General features: G+C 68.4%; 16 protein-coding genes, 1 tRNA gene and 2 pseudogenes. 9 read left to right on the forward strand and 10 right to left on the reverse strand.

The genetic code is table 11. The annotated features are described in order from the left end of the window. Window positions 1–21: 21 nt before the first annotated feature. Entirely contained in the window at window positions 22–1,728 is a 1,707-nt protein-coding gene (locus JOC24_RS13640) for a hypothetical protein (RefSeq protein WP_205020515.1), read from the reverse strand. 258 nt (window positions 1,729–1,986) lie between these two features. Further along, on the reverse strand, window positions 1,987–2,217 hold the full coding sequence (locus tag JOC24_RS13645) for a bacteriocin immunity protein (RefSeq protein ID WP_205020840.1): 231 nt from the start codon (window positions 2,215–2,217) through the stop codon (window positions 1,987–1,989). An 84-nt stretch (window positions 2,218–2,301) separates the two neighbouring features. Between JOC24_RS13645 and JOC24_RS33225 the strand changes: the two are divergent. Continuing rightward, window positions 2,302–2,520 (forward strand): annotated as a pseudogene (locus JOC24_RS33225) (IS5/IS1182 family transposase); the annotation flags it as partial. 45 nt (window positions 2,521–2,565) lie between these two features. Here the strand turns inward: JOC24_RS33225 and JOC24_RS13650 are convergent. Continuing rightward, complete coding sequence (locus JOC24_RS13650; protein ID WP_205020516.1) at window positions 2,566–2,967, reverse strand: DUF6896 domain-containing protein; 402 nt, start codon at window positions 2,965–2,967, stop codon at window positions 2,566–2,568. 449 nt (window positions 2,968–3,416) lie between these two features. Here JOC24_RS13650 and JOC24_RS13655 point away from each other — a divergent pair, with 449 nt between their 5' ends. From JOC24_RS13655 to JOC24_RS13685, 7 genes and pseudogenes are all read left to right on the forward strand, one after another. Then, entirely contained in the window at window positions 3,417–3,839 is a 423-nt protein-coding gene (locus JOC24_RS13655; RefSeq protein ID WP_205020517.1) for a hypothetical protein, read from the forward strand. A gap of 71 nt (window positions 3,840–3,910) precedes the next feature. After that, window positions 3,911–7,702 (forward strand): WD40 repeat domain-containing protein, encoded by a 3,792-nt coding sequence (locus tag JOC24_RS34000; RefSeq protein ID WP_205020518.1) that lies wholly within the window; start codon window positions 3,911–3,913, stop codon window positions 7,700–7,702. 337 nt (window positions 7,703–8,039) lie between these two features. Beyond that, window positions 8,040–8,801 (forward strand): annotated as a pseudogene (locus JOC24_RS13665) (MerR family transcriptional regulator). Window positions 8,802–9,835: 1,034 nt separating this feature from the next. Beyond that, window positions 9,836–10,591, forward strand: coding sequence for a hypothetical protein (locus JOC24_RS13670; RefSeq protein WP_205020519.1), 756 nt, complete (start codon window positions 9,836–9,838; stop codon window positions 10,589–10,591). Window positions 10,592–10,817: 226 nt separating this feature from the next. Further along, window positions 10,818–11,135 carry a DMT family transporter gene (locus JOC24_RS13675; RefSeq protein WP_239580462.1) on the forward strand — a complete coding sequence of 106 codons (318 nt, stop codon included), beginning with the start codon at window positions 10,818–10,820 and terminating at the stop codon, window positions 11,133–11,135. Then, a complete protein-coding gene (locus JOC24_RS13680; RefSeq protein WP_205020521.1) occupies window positions 11,132–11,572 on the forward strand; it encodes a DMT family transporter in 441 nt (146 codons plus the stop codon). The genes JOC24_RS13675 and JOC24_RS13680 overlap by 4 nt, the downstream gene beginning before the upstream one ends. Next, window positions 11,493–12,032 carry a TetR/AcrR family transcriptional regulator gene (locus JOC24_RS13685; RefSeq protein WP_205020522.1) on the forward strand — a complete coding sequence of 180 codons (540 nt, stop codon included), beginning with the start codon at window positions 11,493–11,495 and terminating at the stop codon, window positions 12,030–12,032. The genes JOC24_RS13680 and JOC24_RS13685 overlap by 80 nt, the downstream gene beginning before the upstream one ends. A gap of 247 nt (window positions 12,033–12,279) precedes the next feature. Here the strand turns inward: JOC24_RS13685 and JOC24_RS13690 are convergent, their stop codons facing one another. From JOC24_RS13690 to JOC24_RS13715, 6 genes are all read right to left on the reverse strand, one after another. Beyond that, window positions 12,280–12,888, reverse strand: coding sequence for a dihydrofolate reductase family protein (locus JOC24_RS13690; RefSeq protein WP_205020523.1), 609 nt, complete (start codon window positions 12,886–12,888; stop codon window positions 12,280–12,282). A gap of 107 nt (window positions 12,889–12,995) precedes the next feature. After that, the gene (locus JOC24_RS13695; protein WP_205020524.1) at window positions 12,996–15,296 is read right to left on the reverse strand and encodes a coiled-coil domain-containing protein; all 2,301 of its coding nucleotides are present in this window, start codon (window positions 15,294–15,296) and stop codon (window positions 12,996–12,998) included. Window positions 15,297–15,299: 3 nt separating this feature from the next. Next, window positions 15,300–15,371 (reverse strand) — tRNA-Gln (locus JOC24_RS13700). Between the two features lie 331 nt (window positions 15,372–15,702). Next, window positions 15,703–16,893 carry an SPFH domain-containing protein gene (locus JOC24_RS13705; RefSeq protein ID WP_205020525.1) on the reverse strand — a complete coding sequence of 397 codons (1,191 nt, stop codon included), beginning with the start codon at window positions 16,891–16,893 and terminating at the stop codon, window positions 15,703–15,705. A 59-nt stretch (window positions 16,894–16,952) separates the two neighbouring features. After that, the gene (locus JOC24_RS13710; RefSeq protein ID WP_205020526.1) at window positions 16,953–17,180 is read right to left on the reverse strand and encodes a hypothetical protein; all 228 of its coding nucleotides are present in this window, start codon (window positions 17,178–17,180) and stop codon (window positions 16,953–16,955) included. A 285-nt stretch (window positions 17,181–17,465) separates the two neighbouring features. Beyond that, window positions 17,466–17,993, reverse strand: coding sequence for an STM3941 family protein (locus tag JOC24_RS13715; RefSeq protein ID WP_307792687.1), 528 nt, complete (start codon window positions 17,991–17,993; stop codon window positions 17,466–17,468). Window positions 17,994–18,427: 434 nt separating this feature from the next. Between JOC24_RS13715 and JOC24_RS13720 the strand changes: the two genes are divergently transcribed. Continuing rightward, the gene (locus JOC24_RS13720) at window positions 18,428–18,913 is read left to right on the forward strand and encodes a pyridoxamine 5'-phosphate oxidase family protein (RefSeq protein ID WP_205020527.1); all 486 of its coding nucleotides are present in this window, start codon (window positions 18,428–18,430) and stop codon (window positions 18,911–18,913) included. A 426-nt stretch (window positions 18,914–19,339) separates the two neighbouring features. Here the strand turns inward: JOC24_RS13720 and JOC24_RS13725 are convergent, their stop codons facing one another. Continuing rightward, complete coding sequence (locus JOC24_RS13725; protein WP_205020528.1) at window positions 19,340–19,921, reverse strand: snapalysin family zinc-dependent metalloprotease; 582 nt, start codon at window positions 19,919–19,921, stop codon at window positions 19,340–19,342. Window positions 19,922–20,446: the final 525 nt, after the last annotated feature.

A 20,446-nucleotide genomic window follows, 5' to 3' on the forward strand; every position in this document is an offset into this window, starting at 1 on the left:
GTGCGGGGTCACGCCTGCCCCTCACTCCCGCTCCTCCGGCACTGCGGCCAGGCTCGCCTCGATGGCCTCCTCGTCAGACATGCCGTTCCGTTTCAGGTCGCGCGAGCGCCACGGATCGTCGTCGCTCGTCCAGGTGCGGTTGATCGCCTCCTGGAGTCGGGACAAATAGGCCTCACCGTCACGTTCGTACTGTCGCACCTCGGCGGCCTGCAGGCGGATCAGCCTCGACCCCTCCACGGCGCTGTACCAGCAGCGCGCGTTCATGAAGAGATGCTTGCCCTTGGCAAACAGGATCCAGGTGTTGCCGTCGGTCGCGATCCGTTCCGGGCGCTGTGCTTCCCGCGCGATCCGGGCTGCGTCACCCCACCGCTCCACCGGCGGGACCTGCTCCGGAGTTCGTCGATAGGTGTCGTTGAGCGAGACGTACTCGTAGGTCGGGTCCGCGTCACGGTGCAGCGCGAGGAAGAGGTACCGGTGGCAGATCGTGCATCCCAGCTGTGCCTCTACGCGTTCCATCAGACCTGAGTCGTGCAGACGGAGCATGTCGTCCAGCGCCACCCAGTTGTGCGCCTGGCGGAGACGGCCGGCGGCGACCCCGTTGTGCAGCGCCGTGATCGTTGCGTCCACGTCCACGCCACCGGACGCCGATGTCGTCCTGATCAACAAGCCCGCGCAGCCGGGGCAGCGCTCGTCAGCGGGATCCGTCTTGGCGTACGTGTCCTCCGCTGTCACCTGGATGAGCCTCAGATGATTGGGCGCGTCCTTCTTGGCCCACGCGTCGTAGAAGACCTTCACGAACCCGCTCCCGACGGCGTGGGTCGCGTTCAGGCCGGCGCGTCCGACGATCGGCCCACCGAGTGCCTCCTCGACCTGGCTTCTCGAGGCGTCCCGGCTGAGCCCGGGGATCAGGGTACTGAGCCCCGTGAAGCCGTGGGGCGCGGCCTCGGTGGGCTGGACGTGGAAGAGGATCGCCGTCACCGCGCCGTCCCGAAGCATGATCTCGCCACCGGATCCGAACGTCAGATACCGGTCGCGGTGTGCGGGCGCGCCAACCTCGAACTCGCTGATCAACGGGTTCGAGCCGAGCAGTTCGACGGCACGCTGCACGACGTCGTCGTGCTCGGCCATCAGGAGAGCGTCGTTGAACGGCTCAAAGGCTTGCCGCACCGCGGTTGCCCGGGCTGCTGCCCTGCTCTCCGTCTCCTGCGCACGCCGGACGCGTTCCGCATCGCTGATGATCAATGACTCGACGCCGAACCACAGCCGCTTCTCGAACGCCTCACGGTTCCAGGAACGCGTCAGATCGGCCTCGCACAACAACGCCAGGGAATCCCGAAGACCGCCCAGAAAACGCTTGTTCATCATGGTCAAGTACTGCTCGACCTCGGAATCGATGCCACCAAGGGTCGTGTCGATCACCCGCCGGCATTCTCCCGGCGGACGCGCGGGGGCGGTATCGGGGTGGAAGACGGCAAGTTCACCGAAGAGTACGGCGAAGACGGCCCAACGCCGAAGTGCGCTGCGCTCTGCGGCGGCGACGTGCTGTGCGGTCACTGCGAAGCGGAAATGATCATGCCGTCCGTCCCGGGCGACCCACACATTCAGCGTGCCGTGACCGTCGATCCGGACGTCGATGAACGGCTCGTCGCCACCCGGGTCGGGCAACAGCCAAAGCCGCCGCACGCCCCTGCCGGGCGCCGGAACCTGTGGGCCTCGCTTCCTACTCATAGCTCCTCCTCATGCATCTCACCGCGCTGCTCCCTTTCCTCGCGGGGCCCCGCCGCCTTCATCGCCAGGTGCCGCTACATCTCGGGCCTCTCGATCATCCGTTCCCCCGCCCGGGCGTTCGCCGCTTCGTTCGACGTCGTGCCGACGCCGCCCGATACGGTTCGACGGAACCTCGGCTGCTCTCGTCGATGGCCCCCGGAAAGCGGTCGGGTTCCGATTCACGACGTGGCCCCTGGTGGTGAGGGTCGAGTGCCCACTTCACAGAGCGAGCGACTGGTACGCCAAGGCGTGTTCGACCACTTCCTCTGCCGACAACTCCCGCTCCAGCGGCCAGAAGACGAGATCGCTGACGTGACCGGACGGGCAGACCAGAGCCCTGTCGAGCATGTCCAGCCATTCGTTCGCCTCGTCTTCGGAGGCGTAGTCCGCCTCCATGATCCGCTGCACGAGCGTGATCGCTTCCGCCCGACTCAACCCCACCGCACGCATCAGGCCGCCCCCCATGGGCGCACCTTACCGAGCGGCGTGATCGGCCGGACAAGTCCTGCTGACCCGAATCGGAGATTCCTGCCTCTGTGTGCCGACCAGGGCTGCCACTTCGACACGTACCGCAGCCTGCTCCGCAGGCGTGCCATCAATCCCATGATCGCGCGGCGCGGCGTCGCCCACGGCTCCGGGCTGGACAAGGTGCGTCGGGTGGTCAAGCGCGCCTTCGCCTGGCTGGACCAGTCGAAACGGCACCGCATCAGCTGTAAGCGACGCACCGATCTCCACCAGGGCCTGCTCCAACTGCCGGCCGCCTCCGCCCGCGCCGCTTGCGGACCTCATCCTGAGCGATCAGCCGGCCACGCTGAACCACCCCGGCCGCACCTCGGTCAGAAGCGGCTGCAGGGACCGCACTGCGGACCGCAGGTCCTGCTCCGTGGCGTCGAGGGGCTCCGGCAGGCTCAGCCCGTACCGACGCAGCCGCCAGAGGTCGAAGACTTCGCTCCCGTCTGCTTCGAAGTCCACATCGACCTCGGTGCCGTCGTCGCTGACGAAGCGGCACCCTGCTCCATGAACCGTGTAGGAGTAGGTGCCGATGTGATCACTCCGGCTGATCCGGCGCGAACGGGCCAGGCCGAGCACGTCTGCCAGTTGCTCCAGCGAGGGGACGGCAAGCCGCAGGGCCTCGTCGATCGCGTTCAGAGCGTGGACGTAACCGAGCACGAGGTCTCGCGCAGCCCCAACCCGTTCCATACGGCGTCATCCCCCTGAGCCCGTGGCTGAAGGTATTGTTCCATGGAGTCGCCCGCATCTCCGCAGGGCGGCGATCCCGGAACGATCAGCGAGTTGCCGACCAGGAAACTCACCACGGCAGTCGGAGACCTGCATCAGGTTGAGTCGTTGACGACCTGGACCCCGCGGGTGTCGGCGGAGTTGTTCGGGCCGGCAGACAGCACGCCCCTCGAACCTCGCTCCAGAACCCGCGGGAACACCCGCGCCGGACTATCCGTGCTGGCGTTCACCCCGCCTGCCGGCTGAGGACTGCACCAGCGCATCACGCCAGTGCCACGAACCTGCGTGAACGAGTTCGGTTGAGCCTCAGTCCACGGCGATCGAATTTTGGTCACTCTCGAAAATCGCATGAACACTACGGGTAGCATCAACTTGCTTGCAGACCAACGCAATTGGACACGGGGGCGTGTATGGACGAGCAACTGACGGCCTTGGCGACGGCAGCTGCAACCACGGTCATGAACTCGCTCGCTACCGATGCCTGGGAACGGGTGCGGACGCTGGTCGGGCAGCTGTGGCACCGTCCGGAGCAGGTGGCCGCCGTGGAAGAACAGCTGGGAGACGCCCGCGAACTGCTCCTCAGCCAGGCCCATGAGGACGACGCGCTCGACCTCGCCGCCGCTTGGCGGCTGCGGTTCCGTCAACTGCTCGCCACTGACGAGACAGCGGCACAGGCTCTTGCTGAGATCGTCGCTGAACTCACCGCCGAAGTGGGTGAAGACAACAAGCAGGGGTGGGAAGCCCCACGAAGTCTGGAGATGCGGGCGCAAGCCAGCGACGACGCACGGGTGTACCAGTCCGGTCGCGACATGACGAACATCAGGCGTCCGTGACGTCCCGCCGGGATCGCGGGGAGACGGCCGGCGACGTCGAGCTGCATGCCTGGGCCACTCAGCGTGGCACCGTGTATCAGTCGGCGGGGGGCATGGTCGTCGTCCACGGCGGCGTGAACCACCACCGGCACGAGCACCATCACTCAGGCAACGAGGAGTCTGTACGGACCACCACCCCCTCGACGGTTGGGGAGTGCCCGTACCCCGGACTGCGCGCGTTCGGCAGGGACGAAGCGGAATGGTTCTTCGGCCGGGAAGTCCTCGTCAGCAGGATCATGAACCAGCTCGAACTCTGTCTGACCGATCACAGCCCGCTGGTCGTCGTCGCTCCCTCCGGTGCAGGCAAGTCCTCGCTGCTCCGCGCAGGGCTGCTTCCCGAGCTGGCCAAGGGCCAGCTGCCCGGATCCCGGCGCTGGCCACAACTGCTGTTGACCCCCACCGCTGATCCGCTCGCGGCGCTCGTCTCCGGTCTCAGCAGACTCACCGGATCCGAAGAGGCGCTCGTCGCAGATGCGATGGAAGCCGGTCCCGGCAGCTTGAGCACTCTGATACGTGAACGGCTCGAACTGCCGCCGGAGGGTCGGGTGGTACTCGTCGTGGACCAGTTCGAGGAGCTGTTCACCCTCTGCCAGGACGAGTCCGTACGCCGCGGTTTCGTTGACACGCTCGTCGGCCTGGCCGGTACGGATGAGCCCGTCATCCTGGCCGTTTACGGTCTGCGCTCAGACTTCTACAGCTCTTGCACCGCGTTCCCCCACCTGCGTGACGCCTTGATGAACCGCCAGGTCATCGTCGGCTCGATGAGTGACGACGAGGTGCGCAAAGCGGTGATCAGGCCGGCCGCGCGGGGCGGTCTGTCGCTTGCGCCGGGGCTGGTGGACGTCATTCTGCGTGACCTGCGCGGCGCCGCCGGACCGGAGGAGGGTGCGTACGAAGCCGGGCGGCTTCCGCTGCTCGGACACGCTTTGCGGGCCACCTGGCTGGAGCGCAGGGACAACATGCTTACCGTGGACAGCTACCGCGACACGGGAGGCATCGACGGCGCGGTGGCGGCCACCGCCGAGGAGGAGTTCGGGAAGCTGAGTCCGTCCGCCCGGCAGGCGACGCGGCTCATGTTCCTCGGCCTCATCAGGATCGGCGACAACGGGGAAGTCACTCGCCGCCGCCGTACCCGCGTCGATCTGCTGCTGGCCGCCGCCGACCCCGAGGCGGTCCCGGATGTCGCCGAACGGTTCACCGGCGCCCGCCTGCTCACCCAGAGCGCGGAGCGGGAGGACGGCGTCGTCACCGTCGAGGTGACGCACGAGGCACTGCTGTGGGCCTGGCCACGGCTGCGCCAGGAGTGGATAGGGGCAGGCAGGAGCGGTGTACCGGTCCGGCAGGAGCTGGAAGAGACAGCCGTCGCCTGGGAACGTGGCGGACGGAACGACGTGACGCTGCTGTACAAGGGGGCCAAGCTGGAGGTGGCTCGCGCCTGGGCGTCGGGCGCGAGCCCCGAGGACCTCACCCCACTGGTCACAGGGTTCCTCACCGCTTCCCGGCGCCACCAGCGCAGGGTCCGACGGATCGGGCGCGTCGCGGTGACCGTCGTCGTCGTGCTGGCGCTGCTTGCCTCGGGGCTTGCGATCTTCGGCTTCGTCCAGAAGGGTAATGCTCTGGAACAGCGCGACAACGCCATCTTCGACCGGGTCAGCGCCGAGGCGGATCGTCAACGCGACACCAACGGTGCGCTGGCCGCGCAGCTCGACCTCGTCGCATACCGGATGCGGCAGACGGCCGGACTGCGCACGCGGCTGATGACGGCGACGGCTTCCGTGCTGTCCACGCCGCTGCCAGGGCGGTTCGGCGCCTTTCCCTCGGTGGCGTTCGGCCCGGACGGCCGGCTGGCCACCGCCGGCGGCAAGGTGCGGTTCTGGGACGCCTCGGACCCGGTCCACCCGGCCCCGGTGACCTCCGCGCTCAGCGCCGGGGAGGGGGTCAACGTGGGACCGGTCGAGTACAACGAGCGGGGCGACCTGCTGGTCCGAGGCGGCTCGGACGGCAGCATACGGATCCTGGACGTCTCCGACGCCAGTCACCCGGTGGCGCTGTCGGATCCGGTGGCGGTTTCGAAGGGCCAGGTGGTGAGCCTGAAGCTCAGCCCCGACAACCGGGTGCTGGCTCTCGGCACAAGACTCGAGACCAACGGCACGTCGACCGGCGATGTGCAGCTTTGGGACGTCTCCGACCCGAGGCGTCCGCACCGGCTGAGCACCGTGGTGTCCGTGCAGCGGCAGGGCATTACCTCCGTCGCTTTCAGCCCGGACGGCGCCACCCTCGCTGTCAGCGGCGGCACGGGCCCGGGAACCGACCGGAGATTGCTGTTGCGCTTGTGGGACGTGTCGCGTCCGTCCCTCCCCAAAGCGCTGGGGAGTGAGTTGGGCGGTCACAAGGGCGTGATCCACCAGGTGGCGTTCAGCCCCGTAGGGCAGGTGATGGCCACCGCTGGGGGCGATGGCAAGGTGCTCGTCTGGGATGTTTCGGACCGACAACGGCCGAAGATGACCAACACTCTGTTCCACAGCACCACCGTCGACGTGGTCACCTTCAGCCCGGACGGGCAGGTGCTCGCCACTGGCGACAACTCTGGAAGCATCACCCTCTGGAACATCGGTGCCGCTGCGCAGACCAGGGCGATCGCCCCCCTGCTGCGCGGACACACCACCGTCGTCAGCCGTCTGGCCTTCGACACCACCGGTCGAACCCTCGCCAGCGCCGGCGGGGACGGCAAGGTGCTGCTCTGGCGGCTGCCTCCGACACTGGCCGTCACCGATGGCGGTCAGGGGGTCGGCGCGCTGGCGCAGTCCGGTGACGGACGGCTCCTCGCGGTGGCCTCCGGCCTCCGAGTGACTCTCTGGGATGTCTCCGACCCGAGGCGACTCACCCGGCTCGGCGCGCTTCCGCCGTTCCGTACGAGGGTGGATGCGCTGGCTGTCAGGCCTGGGAAGTCGGGCACGACTGTCCTGGCCACCGGAGACAGCGGCGGTGGCGTGCGACTGTGGGACGTCTCCGCGCCGGCCCGTCCGGTGGAGGCCGGTGGGGCACTGCCTGGGCAGACGAAGCCGGTCTCAGCCCTCGCCTTCGACGCCGGTGGACACACGCTGGTCGCGGCCTCGATGAACTTGCAGGGCGGTTATGTGGGCGGGCTGCGCGCCTGGGATGTGTCGGACCCGAAGCGCCCCGCAGCACTTGGTGACGAACTGGGCGGACAGCGGTGGCCGGTCAGGGGCCTGGCCGCCGTGCCCCGCGGCGGGTACATCTACAGCGGGGACATCAACGGCTCGGTCCGTGCGTGGCGAACGGCTGACGGAACCGTTCCCTACTTGGCTGAGCGGGTGGCCAGTGCCCAAGTGGTCTGGTCCCTGGCTGCGGGCCCGAACTCACGGTTGATCGCGACGGGCAGCGGAGACAGCAAGATCAAGCTGTGGGACGTATCCCAGCCGATGTCCCCGAAAGCCATCGGGAAACCGCTGCTCAGCGGCGGCATCGTGACCGGTGTCGGCTTCGCGCCGGACGGCAGGCTGCTCGCGGGGAGCAACGCCCTCGGGCAGATCCGCCTGTGGGACATTTCCGACCCCGCCCACGCGGCCGCCTATGGGCTCCCCGTCACGGGCCACATCAACTCGGTCGCGGCACTGAGGTTCAGCCCGCACGGAGGCTTGCTGATCACAGGTGGCGAGGATGGCACCGTACGACTCTGGCAGACCGACCCCGCCCGTGCCCGTGCGATCTTGTGCGCATCGACGCGTGGGGCCATGAGTCCTGCCCTGTGGAAGAAGTACGTGTCACCGGACCTGGTCTACGACCCGCCCTGCGGTGGATGACACCGGCTCGCGGATGCCCGACATGCCTCCGCCCGCGGCCACTCTCCGGGCTGCGGGCCCGGTGCGGATCCTGCCGGGAACTGCGTGCCGTCCAACAGGGTGACGACGCGGAAGGTCGCGGTGTCGTCCGTGCGAGGCGCTGCCGAGCTTGCCCGGTGCCCGGTCCGACGTCATCAAGGCGCGGGGCGCGGTCCGCGACCTGCTGAAGGCGCACCGGTCCGGGGCCCTGGCTCGCGACCTGGTCCAGCGGGGTTGCGGTTGTCGCGGCGGAAGCTTCTATCGTCCTGAGCAGGGCCGGAGAGACCGGTCTGATGGCGCGGTCGTGAGGGAGGCGTCGATGGGCTGGCCTATCGCGCAGGTCGCACGGATGTCGGGCGTGACCGCCCGGACCCTGCGGCACTACGACGAGATCGGCCTGCTGTCGCCGGCCAGAATCGGAACCAACGGACACCGCTACTACGAGGAGCCCCAGTTGCTGCGACTGCAGCAGATTCTCGTGCTGCGTGCGCTGGACGTTGGTCTTCCCGACATCGGCCGGATTCCGGCACAGCAGATCGACGAGGTGGACGCCCTGCGGGGACACCACCGCAGGCTGCTGGCCGAGCGCGACCGGCTCGAAGCCCTGGCCGGCACCGTTTCCCGCACGATCGTCGAACTGGAGCAATCCAGGAAGGACGGCACACCCATGACCGCTGTCAACCGACCGGAGAACCTGTTCGAGAGCATCCGGCCCTCCCAGTACCAGGAAGCCTGCGCGACTTTCCCGGGCATGCTCAGGAAATCGCCCGGAGGGTCGCCGCGATGACGACGCAGGACGTCGAGGCCGGGCAGCGCGACCGCACGACACAGATGATTCTGCTGGCCGACCTCATGGCGGCCGGCCACCCGGCGGACGCCGCGCCCGTCCAGGCCCAGATCGAAGCCCAGTACCAGGCCTTGACCGGACTGCGCGCCGTGTCCGCCGAGGAGTACCGCGCCATCGGCCCGCTCCTGTGTGGACAACGAGGCGGGGCTCACGGCGTACGAGGCGATCGCGCCCGGCCTGGGCGAGTACCAGCGGGACGCCATCGAGGCGTACGTCGCCTCCCGGCTGAGCTGACCCAAGGCCGGCCAGGGCAACACGCCCTCCCCGCCGCACCGAACGGGTGCGCCTCGCCCGGCTTCCCGGATGTGCCGAGCGAGGTGCTGCCCGTTCTCGGGTTCTGACTCGGGTTCCGTGCAGCCGACGGCTGAGCGTTGCGAACAGGGAGGCGGGGCGGAGCCGGTGTCGCCGAAGCGGGCTGCTCATGTGCGGCAGGAGAACGCTGCGAGACGACCTCCCGGACGGCCTGTGCGGTGCCCGGCTGTTCGATCGACTCAGTCGCGGCGTGGACCAGCCCTGCGCCCCGCTCCACCACTTCGACCGCCTCGCCGCCCGCTGGGAACGCCTTGACTCCATGACGCCTTCATCTCCCTCGCCCCGGCCTCACCTGCTGGAGGCGGCTTCGGAAGCCGGAGAACGAGTGACCGGTGTCAGGGCCGGCCACGGTCCCGCCGAGTGGCGTCAGAGCATTGGTAGGCTCCTCCGCGTCTACGGCGAGGCCGGGGGGATGATCGTGAGAGCAGAGCCGTCGTCAGGCCCTCGGAGCCGCCGGTTCGGAGGAACTGGCGCCGCTGCCCTCTTCGGTGGGCTGACATCCGTGGTGACCGTTGCTGCGATCGGGAGGGCATGGGCTGCTTGTGACATCGGGAGCAGCGCAGCGGCCAACAACCTGACCCTGCTGTTCCTCGCGCCTCTCATATGGACGGCAGCTGCGATTTCGTGGGTCATTCTTCACAGCACCATCGGGAGGCGTCATCGCAGGACGGCCCTGGCCGCAGGGCTCGTCTTCACTCTGTGGTTCACCTGGTTCCTCGTCACATGGCTGGGCATGCCGGACTCCTATCCCTCTCCGTTGTGCCCGGGCAATGTCCCACCCTGGTGGCCGAGATTCATCCCGGTATGACGCCGGGTGCGCCCTGTGAACGACCCTGGCACCGAGAGTGGCAGCTTCGGTGATGTTCGCCGATGGGACGCAGGATCGTTCCCTGTCGGTGGCATCGAGATGCCCGTCCGGACAGGGGGCTGTCAGTGGCAGTTGACAGGCTGAGTTCGTGTTGATCAACGGATTCGAGAACGACCCGCTGGTTGCCGGGGAGGGACTGCTGTCCTTGCCGGGGTTCTGGCCTGCCTACCTGCTGTGGCTGTGCCGGACGGACGACAACGAACCGGAGCCGGCATGGTTCGGTGTCGACGAGGCCGACACGGACGCGGCGCTCGAGGCCCTGACCGACGAGAATCGGTGGCCGGTCTTCCGGATCCCGTTCGACGCGGGCCACACCGTGATCGTCGTCGGCCGCAACCTCGCGGACGACCCCGGGACGGAGTACTTCATCTCCCACCCGCAGTGGGACCGGCACGGGTATCTGGCGACCGTCGACGGGCATCAGGCGGGCCCTGGGCTGTCCTGGCCCGAGCTCACGCACATCGCCGGCACACCCGATCCTTACGCTCCCGGCGCCCGTGCGCCCCACGTCCGGCTGCTGCTCCTGCTGCCCGCGCTCGGCGACGCCGTTCTGCCCGGCGAGGCGACCGGGCTGATCGCCGACGCACTCGTCCAGGTGGGCGTGGCCGCCGACGAGGCTCCCGGGCTGGCGCGGGCGCTCCTCCAAGACCACCCCCTGTGGGAGCCGGCCAGGTGGGCGCTGCCCACCGCTTCCCCGCTCTCCGGATGCCAGGGCCCATTCCCCGGCATCCTCCACTGCGACGAGCCCGGCAGCCCGCGCTGCGGAATCAGGCTCGCGCAGGGCATCGCCCGAGACCAGAGCGACCGATTGGCCCGAGCGCTCGGCACCTGGCCCACCACGTGACTCCGCATGACAGCCAAACGCCCGCACGAGTCGGTCACCCGCACGTGCCGGCGCGTTTCCGGAACTCGGCGACACGCTCCCAGCCACCTGCAGCCCGCTCCCGCCCTGGCCAGTGGCGCTGACGGCTCCCGGCTGCAAAGCCCCTGCTCGAACGTGACGTCTGTCCTCACGGCCTGTCGAGGTACGGCTTGCAAGTATGTACGTGTGTTCATATCCTGCTGGAGTGATGTGGCTGATCTTGAGTTGTGCGGTGCTCTCGGGACTGGCGGGCACGCTGTGCACCCGCGCCTCGGAGGGGTTCACGCGCTGGGGCTACGCCATCGCGGCGCTGGCCTCGTACGCGGCCGCGACGGCGGCGATGGCGTGGCTGGTCCAGCATGAGCCTGTCGGCTTGGTCTACGCGGTATGGACCGGTGCGGCCGCGGTCGCACTGGTGGCCATCGACCGGCTCTTCTACGAGGTGCGTCTGAGCGCGCTGCAGCTGGCTGGGGTTGCGGCCACCGTCGTCGGGATCGGGCTGCTCGGAACGGGGATGGGACAGTGAGCGCTTACCCGCCACGCGCCTGGCTCCTGCTCGCACTGACCGTGGGGCTGGAGATCATCGCGACGTTGTCGCTGAAGGCGTCGCACGGCTTTCGCGACCTGGTGCCGTCCCTGGCAGCGATCAGCGCGTACGCGGGGACCGTTGTGGTGCTCGCACTGGTACTGAAGACGATCCCGATGAGTATCGCGTACGTGATCTGGACCGGTGCCGGCACTCTCGGCATCGCGCTGCTCGGCACAGTGCTGTTCTCCGATCGGTTGTCAACGAGCTCGTGGGCCGGGATCGTCCTGGTGGTCGTCGGCGTCATGATGGTCAACGTCGGCAAGAAGGACCCGTCAGCACCAGGAAGGGAACAGGGTGGCTCGTCCGAAGGGCGCAACGAACGATCCGGGGCGACGCGAGCGGATCGCACTGGCCGCGGTCGAGCTCATCCATGAACGGGGTGTCGGATCGGTCTCCGCGCGCGCGGTTGCCGATCGGTGCGCCGTTCCGGTGGCCTCGGTCAGCTACTACTTCGACTCGGTTTCGGCGCTCCTGATCGAGGCGTGCCGCCTTGTCCTGCAGGAGCGCTCGCGTGAGCTCGATCGGTGGCTGGCAGCCTCCACCCCGGAGACGGTGATCACCGACCTTGCCGCACTTGTCGTGCGTCAGCTCACCGAGCAGCGGGCGACGAGCATGATCGCCTACGAGTTGTACGTCCTGGGCATGCGCGACGACGGGCTGCGAGAGGTCAGCGCGGCCTCAGTGAACCACTTGCGCCATCGCCTCAAAGGCTTGGTGCCACCCAGTGAGGTCGATCGCGTCGCAGCCACAGCGGACGGATACCAGATGCACTGCCTGTTCGAGGATCGCGTCCCCACGGCACGAGAAGTCGCTGTGATCTTGCAGGCTGCATGATCTTCGACCGGGCGTGGCCTGGTCGCGCGCCGGGGCGTAAGCGGTGGGCCGAGGTGGGCGATGACACGGTCGCCGCTGGCTCTGTCACACCGGAGCAGGAGGCGTCATCGATGAGCACGGCCGCAGTCGCGCGCACTGCGGCCTGTGAACCTGCGGAGCGATCTGCGCTCGGTCCGCGCACTTGGCGCCGGCCTTCGCCGGGTGGTGGGTCACGCTGCCTAGCGGAGGTCAGTTCCCTGAGAGATCGTCACTGGCCGACCTGATCTTCGCAGCGGCTCGGCAGACCAGATGGCTGACGCACCACGCGATAGCTGAGGTGGACGACGCTTGAGCTGAAGGTGCGGGTCTCGACGAGTTCGAGATCCACCTGGTGCTCGTGCCGGGGGAAGTACGGAGTGCCGCCGCCGACGAGTACCGGGTAGACCCTCACCCGGTACTCGTCGATCAGACCCAAAGCGGCTGCCTCGGCGGCGAGAGTGGCCCCGCCGATCGCGATGTCGCCCTCCCCCGGCTCGGCTCGCAATCGCTCGATCTCCTCCGCCAGGTCACCGAGGGCCAGGCGGGCGTTGCCCTGTACCGCGGAGAGCGAAGTGGAGAACACCACCTTGGGGAGCGACCTCCAGATCGCGGAGAACTCAAGCGTCGAGAAGTCGATCGACGGACTCTGATCGACGGTCTCCCAGTACAACATCGTCTCGTACAGCCGTCGCCCCAGCAGATGGACTCCGACGTCTCGCACCTCATCGGTGGCGAAGCGGAACACCTCCTCGTCGGGCGCCGTCCAGTTGAAGCCGCCGTCCGGCCCGACGACATAGCCGTCCAGCGAGACGCCCATCGAATAGGTCACGCTGCGCATCAGAGGCCCTCCTCGGTGAGAGGTTCGACAGTACGACCGCCCGACGCCGCAGGCCTCCAGGCTCGCGAGATGGGCCGTGGCCCTTTGTCCCGCTCGCACACGGTCGATCACCGCATCCAGTGCCTGTCGGTGCTCCATCCCACGAAGCGCAGGGCACGCCCGGTGTCTGCCGTTCCGTCGTCGCCGAAGGTGCCGCCCTCGGCTACCAGGGTCAGGCCCGCCAGGGCGGGGACAAGCCGGGTTGCGACATGGGCCGGGTGGCGGGCCATCTCCTCCCTCAGGCCCGCGATGGCCCGCTGCTGCTCCTCCGGCGGGCACAGGGAGAGGTGGAACACCATTTGGCGCCACGCGTACGCAGCGTCCTTGATCGTGCCCAACGGCCGCGGGTTGCGGTGCACACGGGCGGTCAGTCGGCACACGGTCACGAAGCAGCGGCGCGCCAGGTCGGCCCACCCGGGCCTGGGGGCGATGCCCACCCGGTGGACCAGCGTGGCCAAGTTGTGCGTGGTGAGGATCTGCGCCTGCTCGATCACCGTCCCGTTCGCGGCGACCGACCAGGACCGCGAGGACGGCGCAGCGCGATCGGCGCACAGCCGTGCGAAACCGGGCGAGGTACGAGCGCCGTACGAACGGCTCAAGGCTTCGCCGGCCTCGACGATCGCCAGATTACGGATCGCCGCGTAGTCGATGCCGTAGTAACGCTCGTACAACGTGCCGCCGAGAAGTTCGCCCGCGACCCGCGCGGCCTTGAGGAACTTCGGGCTGAACGTGCCCATGAAGATGTCGGCAGCCAGTTCCTCCACGAACGGTGCCCCGAGGTCGCACTGCCGGTCGAGAACGCCGAATTCGCGGACCATCGGGTTGGGCAGGATCGTGCCCGGGAAGGCCTGCACGGCCAGCTCGCCGAGCTGCCGCAGCACAGCGAGCGCACCTTCACCGTCCGACGTGCCCGGCATCGCAGATCGCTGCCCCGACACCGCCCGTACCCAGGGCAGTTCCTCGACGCGCACCTGCCGTTCCAGGTTGCGCAGGAGCAGTGATCGACGGTTGCGGAACGCCCGGTAGTTTGCGGCCATCACGGCTCGCAGCAGCTCGTCGTCGTACGCGTGTGCGGTGGTGTCGGCGACCAGCTGCGGCACCAGCTCGGCCATGACCTCGGCAGACGGGACAACGCCCCGCTCCACGAGCGTGCTGAGGGGTGCGCTCAGCGCGGACTCGACGACCTGGCCGATTGCGGCCGGTACGACGGCTCCGGCGGGCAGACCGGTCTCGCCGCCTTCCTCCTCGGTCACCGGTCCCAGGAGCGGGGCGACGTCGGTGATGCCTGTCTCCAGTGGGAGCGCGGCGAGCCGACGCAGCATCAGCTGGGCCAGGGCGTGGTGTGAAGGACGCGCCGACTGCTCGGTCTGGCGCCGGCGCAAGGCCATGTGCGCGGCCGAGCCGGGCAGGCCGCGCCGCCGCACCATGCTCTGCACTGCGTGCCGCAGCAGGCCGAGCCGACGCGCCTCGAGCGGCCGTCCGGCGACGACCTCCTGCAGTGCCCCGCGCAGAATGCCCAGGTTCTCCTTGGAGTGGCGGTGTTTGGTGCAGCGTGTGTGTTCCGCTGCGAGCAGCCGGTAGCGGCCGAGTAGAGCCTCACCCTGCGCCAGCCAGCCGGCGTCGGGGGCGAGCTCGAGGATTTGGCCGTCCCGCGCCGTCCGTAGCCAGTGGACGAGCAACTCGTCGCCGAACGGCTGCCACACGGCGAGCGCCTCGCGCTGGGTCTCGACGGCCGCGTCGGGCCGCCGCCGTATCAAGGTGTCGACGGCCTCGGAGACGGTGTGCCGATGGACAGCCACGGTGGCGTCCGGCGCGGGCCCGTCCGCCGGGCGGGGCAGAAACCGCAGCCGATCCGCGAACGGCTCCAGCTCCGCCACGAGGTCCAGCGCCGCGCCGGTCTGCCCGTGCTGCACCAGCCAGGCCATGGTGAGCAGCGCGGCCTCCTCGGGCACGCCGATCTCGTAACTGCCGCTGTGCAAACGGGCCCACAGCCAGGCGAGTCCGGGCTCGGTGAGGCAGTAGGCGAAGAGTGCACGCCGCTCGGCGGGCACGTCGAAACTCCGCGCGGCCTCGATCTCGTGGAGCTGGAGCGGGCCGCCCGCGCTCGCGGTTCCGGTGGCGAAGCCGCCCCGTATCACCTCCGGAGACACCCAGGGCGGGAGCCCGACCACGGGCGTACGCGAACCGACCGACAGCCGTCCTGAGGCCATGGCCGCCAGAACCTGCCGCCACCGCTGCCCGCGCGCCTCGGCGCGGTGCCGGACGCCTGTGTCCTCGTGGGTCAACGCGGTCGTGAAGGCCTTGGCGAGCTGGCTCTCCGGATAGGACGGGGCCACGATAAGAGGCTGCTGCTCAGCGTTGTCGTTCATAAGCCGACGTGGCAGGTTCCGCCCCTGCGCCCTCCGGGTCCAGAGCCCGGTGCTCTACTACTGAGCTACACGTCGATGACGGTAGACGTTAGACGTCCGGTGATCACCGCACAACCGTCTTTTTCTCAGGTGCGCACGGCCGACGCGGTTCGGCGAGCCGATGCCGGCGGCTGCTTTCGTGGTGGCTGGACGATGGCCGCGGCTGAGGCATGGCGGCCTGAAGCAGGGTGATCGACGGGAGCGCATGACGTTCAGGAGCCGCAGACTACAAGTATGACTCGTCGCTGCGCACGTCCAGGTGTGGGATGTCGGTCGGCGGCCGGCCGACGCTGTCGTCATCCGCGCCTCATGATGACGTCCGTGCTGTTGCTGCCCGGCCGGGCGGGCCTTCGAGTGCTTCCTGCGGCTATGGCCTGAGCCCGGGAATCCGCAGGCCGCTCTTCCCGTTGACCGCGGGATCCTTCGTGTTCTGAAGCGAGTCGAGGATGGCGAGGCCCTGGCCGACCACTCCCGCCGCGATCTGGTTGACACCGTCGGTGCCGTTGAGCACGGTAAGGCTGGCGCCCGACATGCCACGGGCGGCCGCGTCCGCGAGCGCCGGAAGATTCTCGACCACACGGTTGGCGGCGATCAGCTCCTGGTTACCGTCGCGCAGCGAGAGGGCGCGGGCATTGTTCGCGTCGGCCTGAGCCTGTGCGAGTGTCCGCTCCGTGTAGGCCTTGCCGTCCGCCTCGAACTCGGCAGTGTCCCGGGCGGCTTCGGCGAGGGTGCGCTGGCGGTATGCCTCGGCGTCTGCCGGGCGCCTGACCTCGCCTTCGAGGTTCTGGGCCGCCAGTTCGGCCTGGCGCTGGGCGAGCGCGGTCTGCTCCTCGATGACCTCGTGGGACGCCATGGCCTGAGCAAGCGGGCCGGCCTGGGCTGCGCGTGCGTTGGAACGCTCGGTCTCGGCGAGGAATCCGGCCCGCTTGATCGCTGTGTCACGCTCGTACTCCGCCTTGAGGGCGGCCGCCTGCTGCTCGCGTTCGGTTGCCTCCTGGTCGGCCTTGGCCTGGGCGATACGCGCATGCCCGGCAACTGCCGCGGCGTGCGGAGCGGCCAGGTTGTTGATGTATCCGGTGGCATCCTCGATCTCCTGGATCTGGAGTGCATCGACGACGATACCGAGTTTCTCCATCTCGCTGTGACTGCCTGCCATCACTTCCTGGGCGACCCGGTTGCGTTCCCGGATGATCTGCTCGACGGTCAGTCCGCCGACGATCGACCTGAGGTGTCCGGCGAAGATCCGGCCGACGAGTTCCTCCATCCGTTCTTGTTCGGAGAGGAAACGACGGGCTGCGTTAGCGATCGAGATCGCGTCATCACCGACTTTGAACACACAGACCGCGCGTACGCTCAGCCGAATGCCCTGCTGGGTGACGCAGTCCTCAGCGATCTCCGCTTCCCGCAGTGCCAGGGACAGCATGCGGGCCTTTTGCTTCACAGGCAGTACGAAACTGCCGTGACCTGTGACGATACGGAACTGCGTTTCCTGCGACTGCCGTTTCGTACCGGATATGAGCATGGCCTCGTTCGGCGCTGGAACCTGCCAGAACAACATGAGTGAACTCCCGTCGGGTACTGGGAAGCACTGCACCTCTCAAATTTGCAGCACCCGGGTCAGGACGGCAACGGCTCGACGATCACCGAGCGAGCTGAAATGGAGTCGATGACGATCACCCGTGTGTCTCTGGCGAGGGTGATGTGGGAACGCGACCATGCCGCGTAGGTCTCCGAGCCCCCGCGAACCGCCACCAGAACCTCACCCGGCCCGTCCGGAGGAATCCCCACGGTAATTCTTCCGATCGCCCCGACCGGACTCTGGGCGGATTCGTCAGTACTGGTCATAGGCCCTCTCACCGCGCGGACGGCTCAAGATCACAGGCAATCACCTCCGGCCTGCATTCACGCAGGAACGGCCACGACACATCAGCCGACGGCGACGACTTCTCTCGATGTCTTCACGGTACTCCCGCTCCGGGCCTGGAGCGTGAATGCATGAGCGCGCGGGCCTGCGAGACCTTCATCCTGCCGCGCCGCTCGCTGTGCCGAGGTCGCCAGGGCTTCCAAGATCACCGCTGCTCTGCGTGAAGCGGATCTGCACCGGAGCCTGAGGCCGGGCAACGGGCGCGTTCAGTGCTGCACCGTGAGTCCGGGGCAGTGGCGCCGCATCGCGTCCAGGACCGCCTCAGACGGCTCCGGCAGGGTGTTCGTGGCCATACTGGCGGGACCGAAGCCGAGTCGTGCGTTCATGGACGCGGCACTGCGGACGAGCTTGGGCGCTCGAGCCAGATAGGCATCCGGGTCGTGCAGCACGAGCTCGATGAACCGCTGCGAGGTGTTGCGTACCCGCTGCTCGCGTATCCGCACGGCGGCAATCTCGTCCCAGCCGAACCGCCCCAGCCTCACGTGGTCCACTCCCGCATCGTCCAGGACCAGCTCCGGTCGGTCGCGGAAAAGGCGCTGGATGATGATCACCGAGCAGAACCCGAAGAAGGACACGGCCGTCACCCCCACCGCAGTCATGATCACGGTGCTGTGGGCGATCAGGAAAACGATGCCCAGAGCGACGAAGAGCAGAGAGCCGGCCAGCATGGCCCACACACGCCCCTTGGCGAGCGGGTAGACCGTCGGGGGCAAGGGGACGCCGTTTCTGATCACGGGCCCAGACGATAGGACCAGAACTCTCGTCAGCGGAAGACTTCGCACGAACCGTGCGATACCGCGGCCGGCCCGTCTGCCGTCGTCCCACACGACTCGGCCTCGCCTTGGGCGTGGGTGGGCGCCGACGGGTCCCGGAGTTGAGGGCCCGGTAGCTCGTGCTCGAGGTGGGACCTGCCGGCGAGGGGCGGTGCCTCAAAAGTTTGATGCCAAAAGTTCAGCTTCTCGATCGTGAGCTGTCCGGGAAAGCGTCGAGCAGTTGTCGTGGCTGGTGGAAGGTGACGCGGTAGGAGTTGCAGAAGACGGCGAGCGCGGCAGGAATGTTTCGGCAGAGGGGCAGCGATTCGGCCGCGGATGTCGAGAACGTGGCGGCGCCTTCGTCCCAGGGACATAGCGGCCACGAGCGGCTGCGCGACAGTGGAGGACGACGAGTCATGGATGCCAGGCAGATGGCGCAGGAGCTGTCCGACGCCCACGAGCTGTTGAGCCAGGCGTCAATGGCGCGGCTGGCATACAACGGACTCGACGGGCGGCCGCGCGTCATCCCGATCGGGATCTTCTGGACCGGTGACGAGATCGTCATGTCCACGGCGGCCACGGCGCCCAAGGTAGGAGCGCTGTCCGCCCGACCCGAGGTCGCCCTGACCATCGACGCCGGCGACAGCCCCGGCTCGGCCAGGATGCTGTCGGTGCGCGGCGTCGTGCGCCTCACGATCGTCGACGGAGTGGTTCCGGAGTACCTGGCGGCCGCGCGGACGAACTTCGACGCCGAGTACGCGGCCGAGTTCGAGCGGAACTGCCGGGCCGTGTACGACCGGATGGCCCGTATCGCGGTCGAGCCGCAGTGGGCACGGTACTACGACTTCGGTGCCGGCCGAGTGCCGCGGTTCCTCGCCGAACTCGGCAGGAAGTCGAGCTGACCTCGTCGCCACCGAGGCTTTGAGCGCATGCACCCTGCGGGTACGACACCAATGCCACAAGACAGCACAGCCAGTGGCGCCACCCGCATGATGCCCTGTCGGCGAAGGCTCCCCCGCCCCCTGGGCTGGTGGGTCGGCAACGGCGACTGCCTGACACCCCGCTCGGCGACCGCAACTACGGTCATGACGCCTACGGCCGCCGAGGCCGGGGTTCAGAGCACCAGGCAGGTCATCGTCAGCAAGGGGCGTCCCGCACGGTTCCGGTCGGGGCCCATCGCCGAGTCGTCGAGCGCACGATCGCCCGGATCGACGTCTTTGGCGCCGTCGCATCCGCCGGGAACGGCGCGACGAGGCTCACGAGACCTTCCTCGGTCTCGCCGGTTGCCCCGTCAGACACCGCCACGCCCAACACTCTTGTCAGGACCTTCAAGGAGCATCCACCAGAGTTCGTCCGGCGGCAGGGTTGAACGCGACGAGGCCGTTGGCATAAGCGGACTCGACGCGGCTTTGTTCAGTCGCATTCGGAACCGCGTTCCTGCATGTGGTGCCTGCGCTTGACCCTGACATCAGTTGAGTGCACGGGCCGGGCTTGGTGTCGGGCAGGCCCAAGCTGTGTCCGATCTCGTGGGCGGCGATGCGGGTTTTGTCGTGGCCCTGAGATACCGCCTGACTGCCGAGTTCCACACGCACCTGGCCGCCCGGGCGCACCGGGCCGAGTGTCGCCTGGGGCCAGCCGGTGGTGGCGATGATCTGGATCTCGGCCCGGGTGCCAGGTGCGGCTTCGACCAGTTTGACGTTGTCGACGTTCTGGTTCCACGAGGCGACTCCGGCGGTGATCGCCGCCTCCCATCCGCCTGCACGACTGTCGTCGTAGCGAAGCGTCACCACCGCGGCCGCGCTCGCCGCCGTGGCGGGCTCCGGCGCGGGCGCGGCATGCGCCGCTGTTGCTGTGGCCAGGGCGATCGCGGCGGCGGTGCCGGCTGCCTTCAGCCATGAGGAGTACGGCATTGGCGTCCCTTCACTCGTGGGGGAACTCGGTTCCGCTCGGAGCCGAGAGTGGGGAGAGGCTGCATCAGCCTGTCGGCCGGTCGCAGAGCCGACTCTCCCGGGCCTCAGGACTATGCCCACCACCCCGCACTGATCATGCCCCTGTCATTACGAAGGGCCGGAAAGGGGTGCTGGGTGAGCCGTCGCAGCTTCGGCACCCCCCGTCCTCACGCGCAGGCACGGCCGAAGCGAATGCGCCTGCGCGGCGCCCGCCTCCGCCCCACCCACGCTCCGCGATCATCAACTCGAGGCTCTGGTCGTCGCGTCCGAGGGGATGGATCCCTGACTCGGTGCGGTGTGTCAGGTGATTGATTTCAGGTGTGCTGAGGCAGCGTGTGTCGGCAAAGTCGATGAGGTGACAGAAATCCGCCGTGCTCTGATCCGGTGGTCTTCGCTCGGGATCTCGTCGTCCCTGAGTGCGTCGAGTCCACCCATCCGCCGCGATAGCGGGACGAGGTGCAGTTCGGTCCCTCAGTCGGTGCCCCG

Source organism: Streptomyces sp. HB132 (assembly GCF_016909575.1).
Classification (GTDB): Bacteria; Actinomycetota; Actinomycetes; order Streptomycetales; family Streptomycetaceae; genus Streptomyces.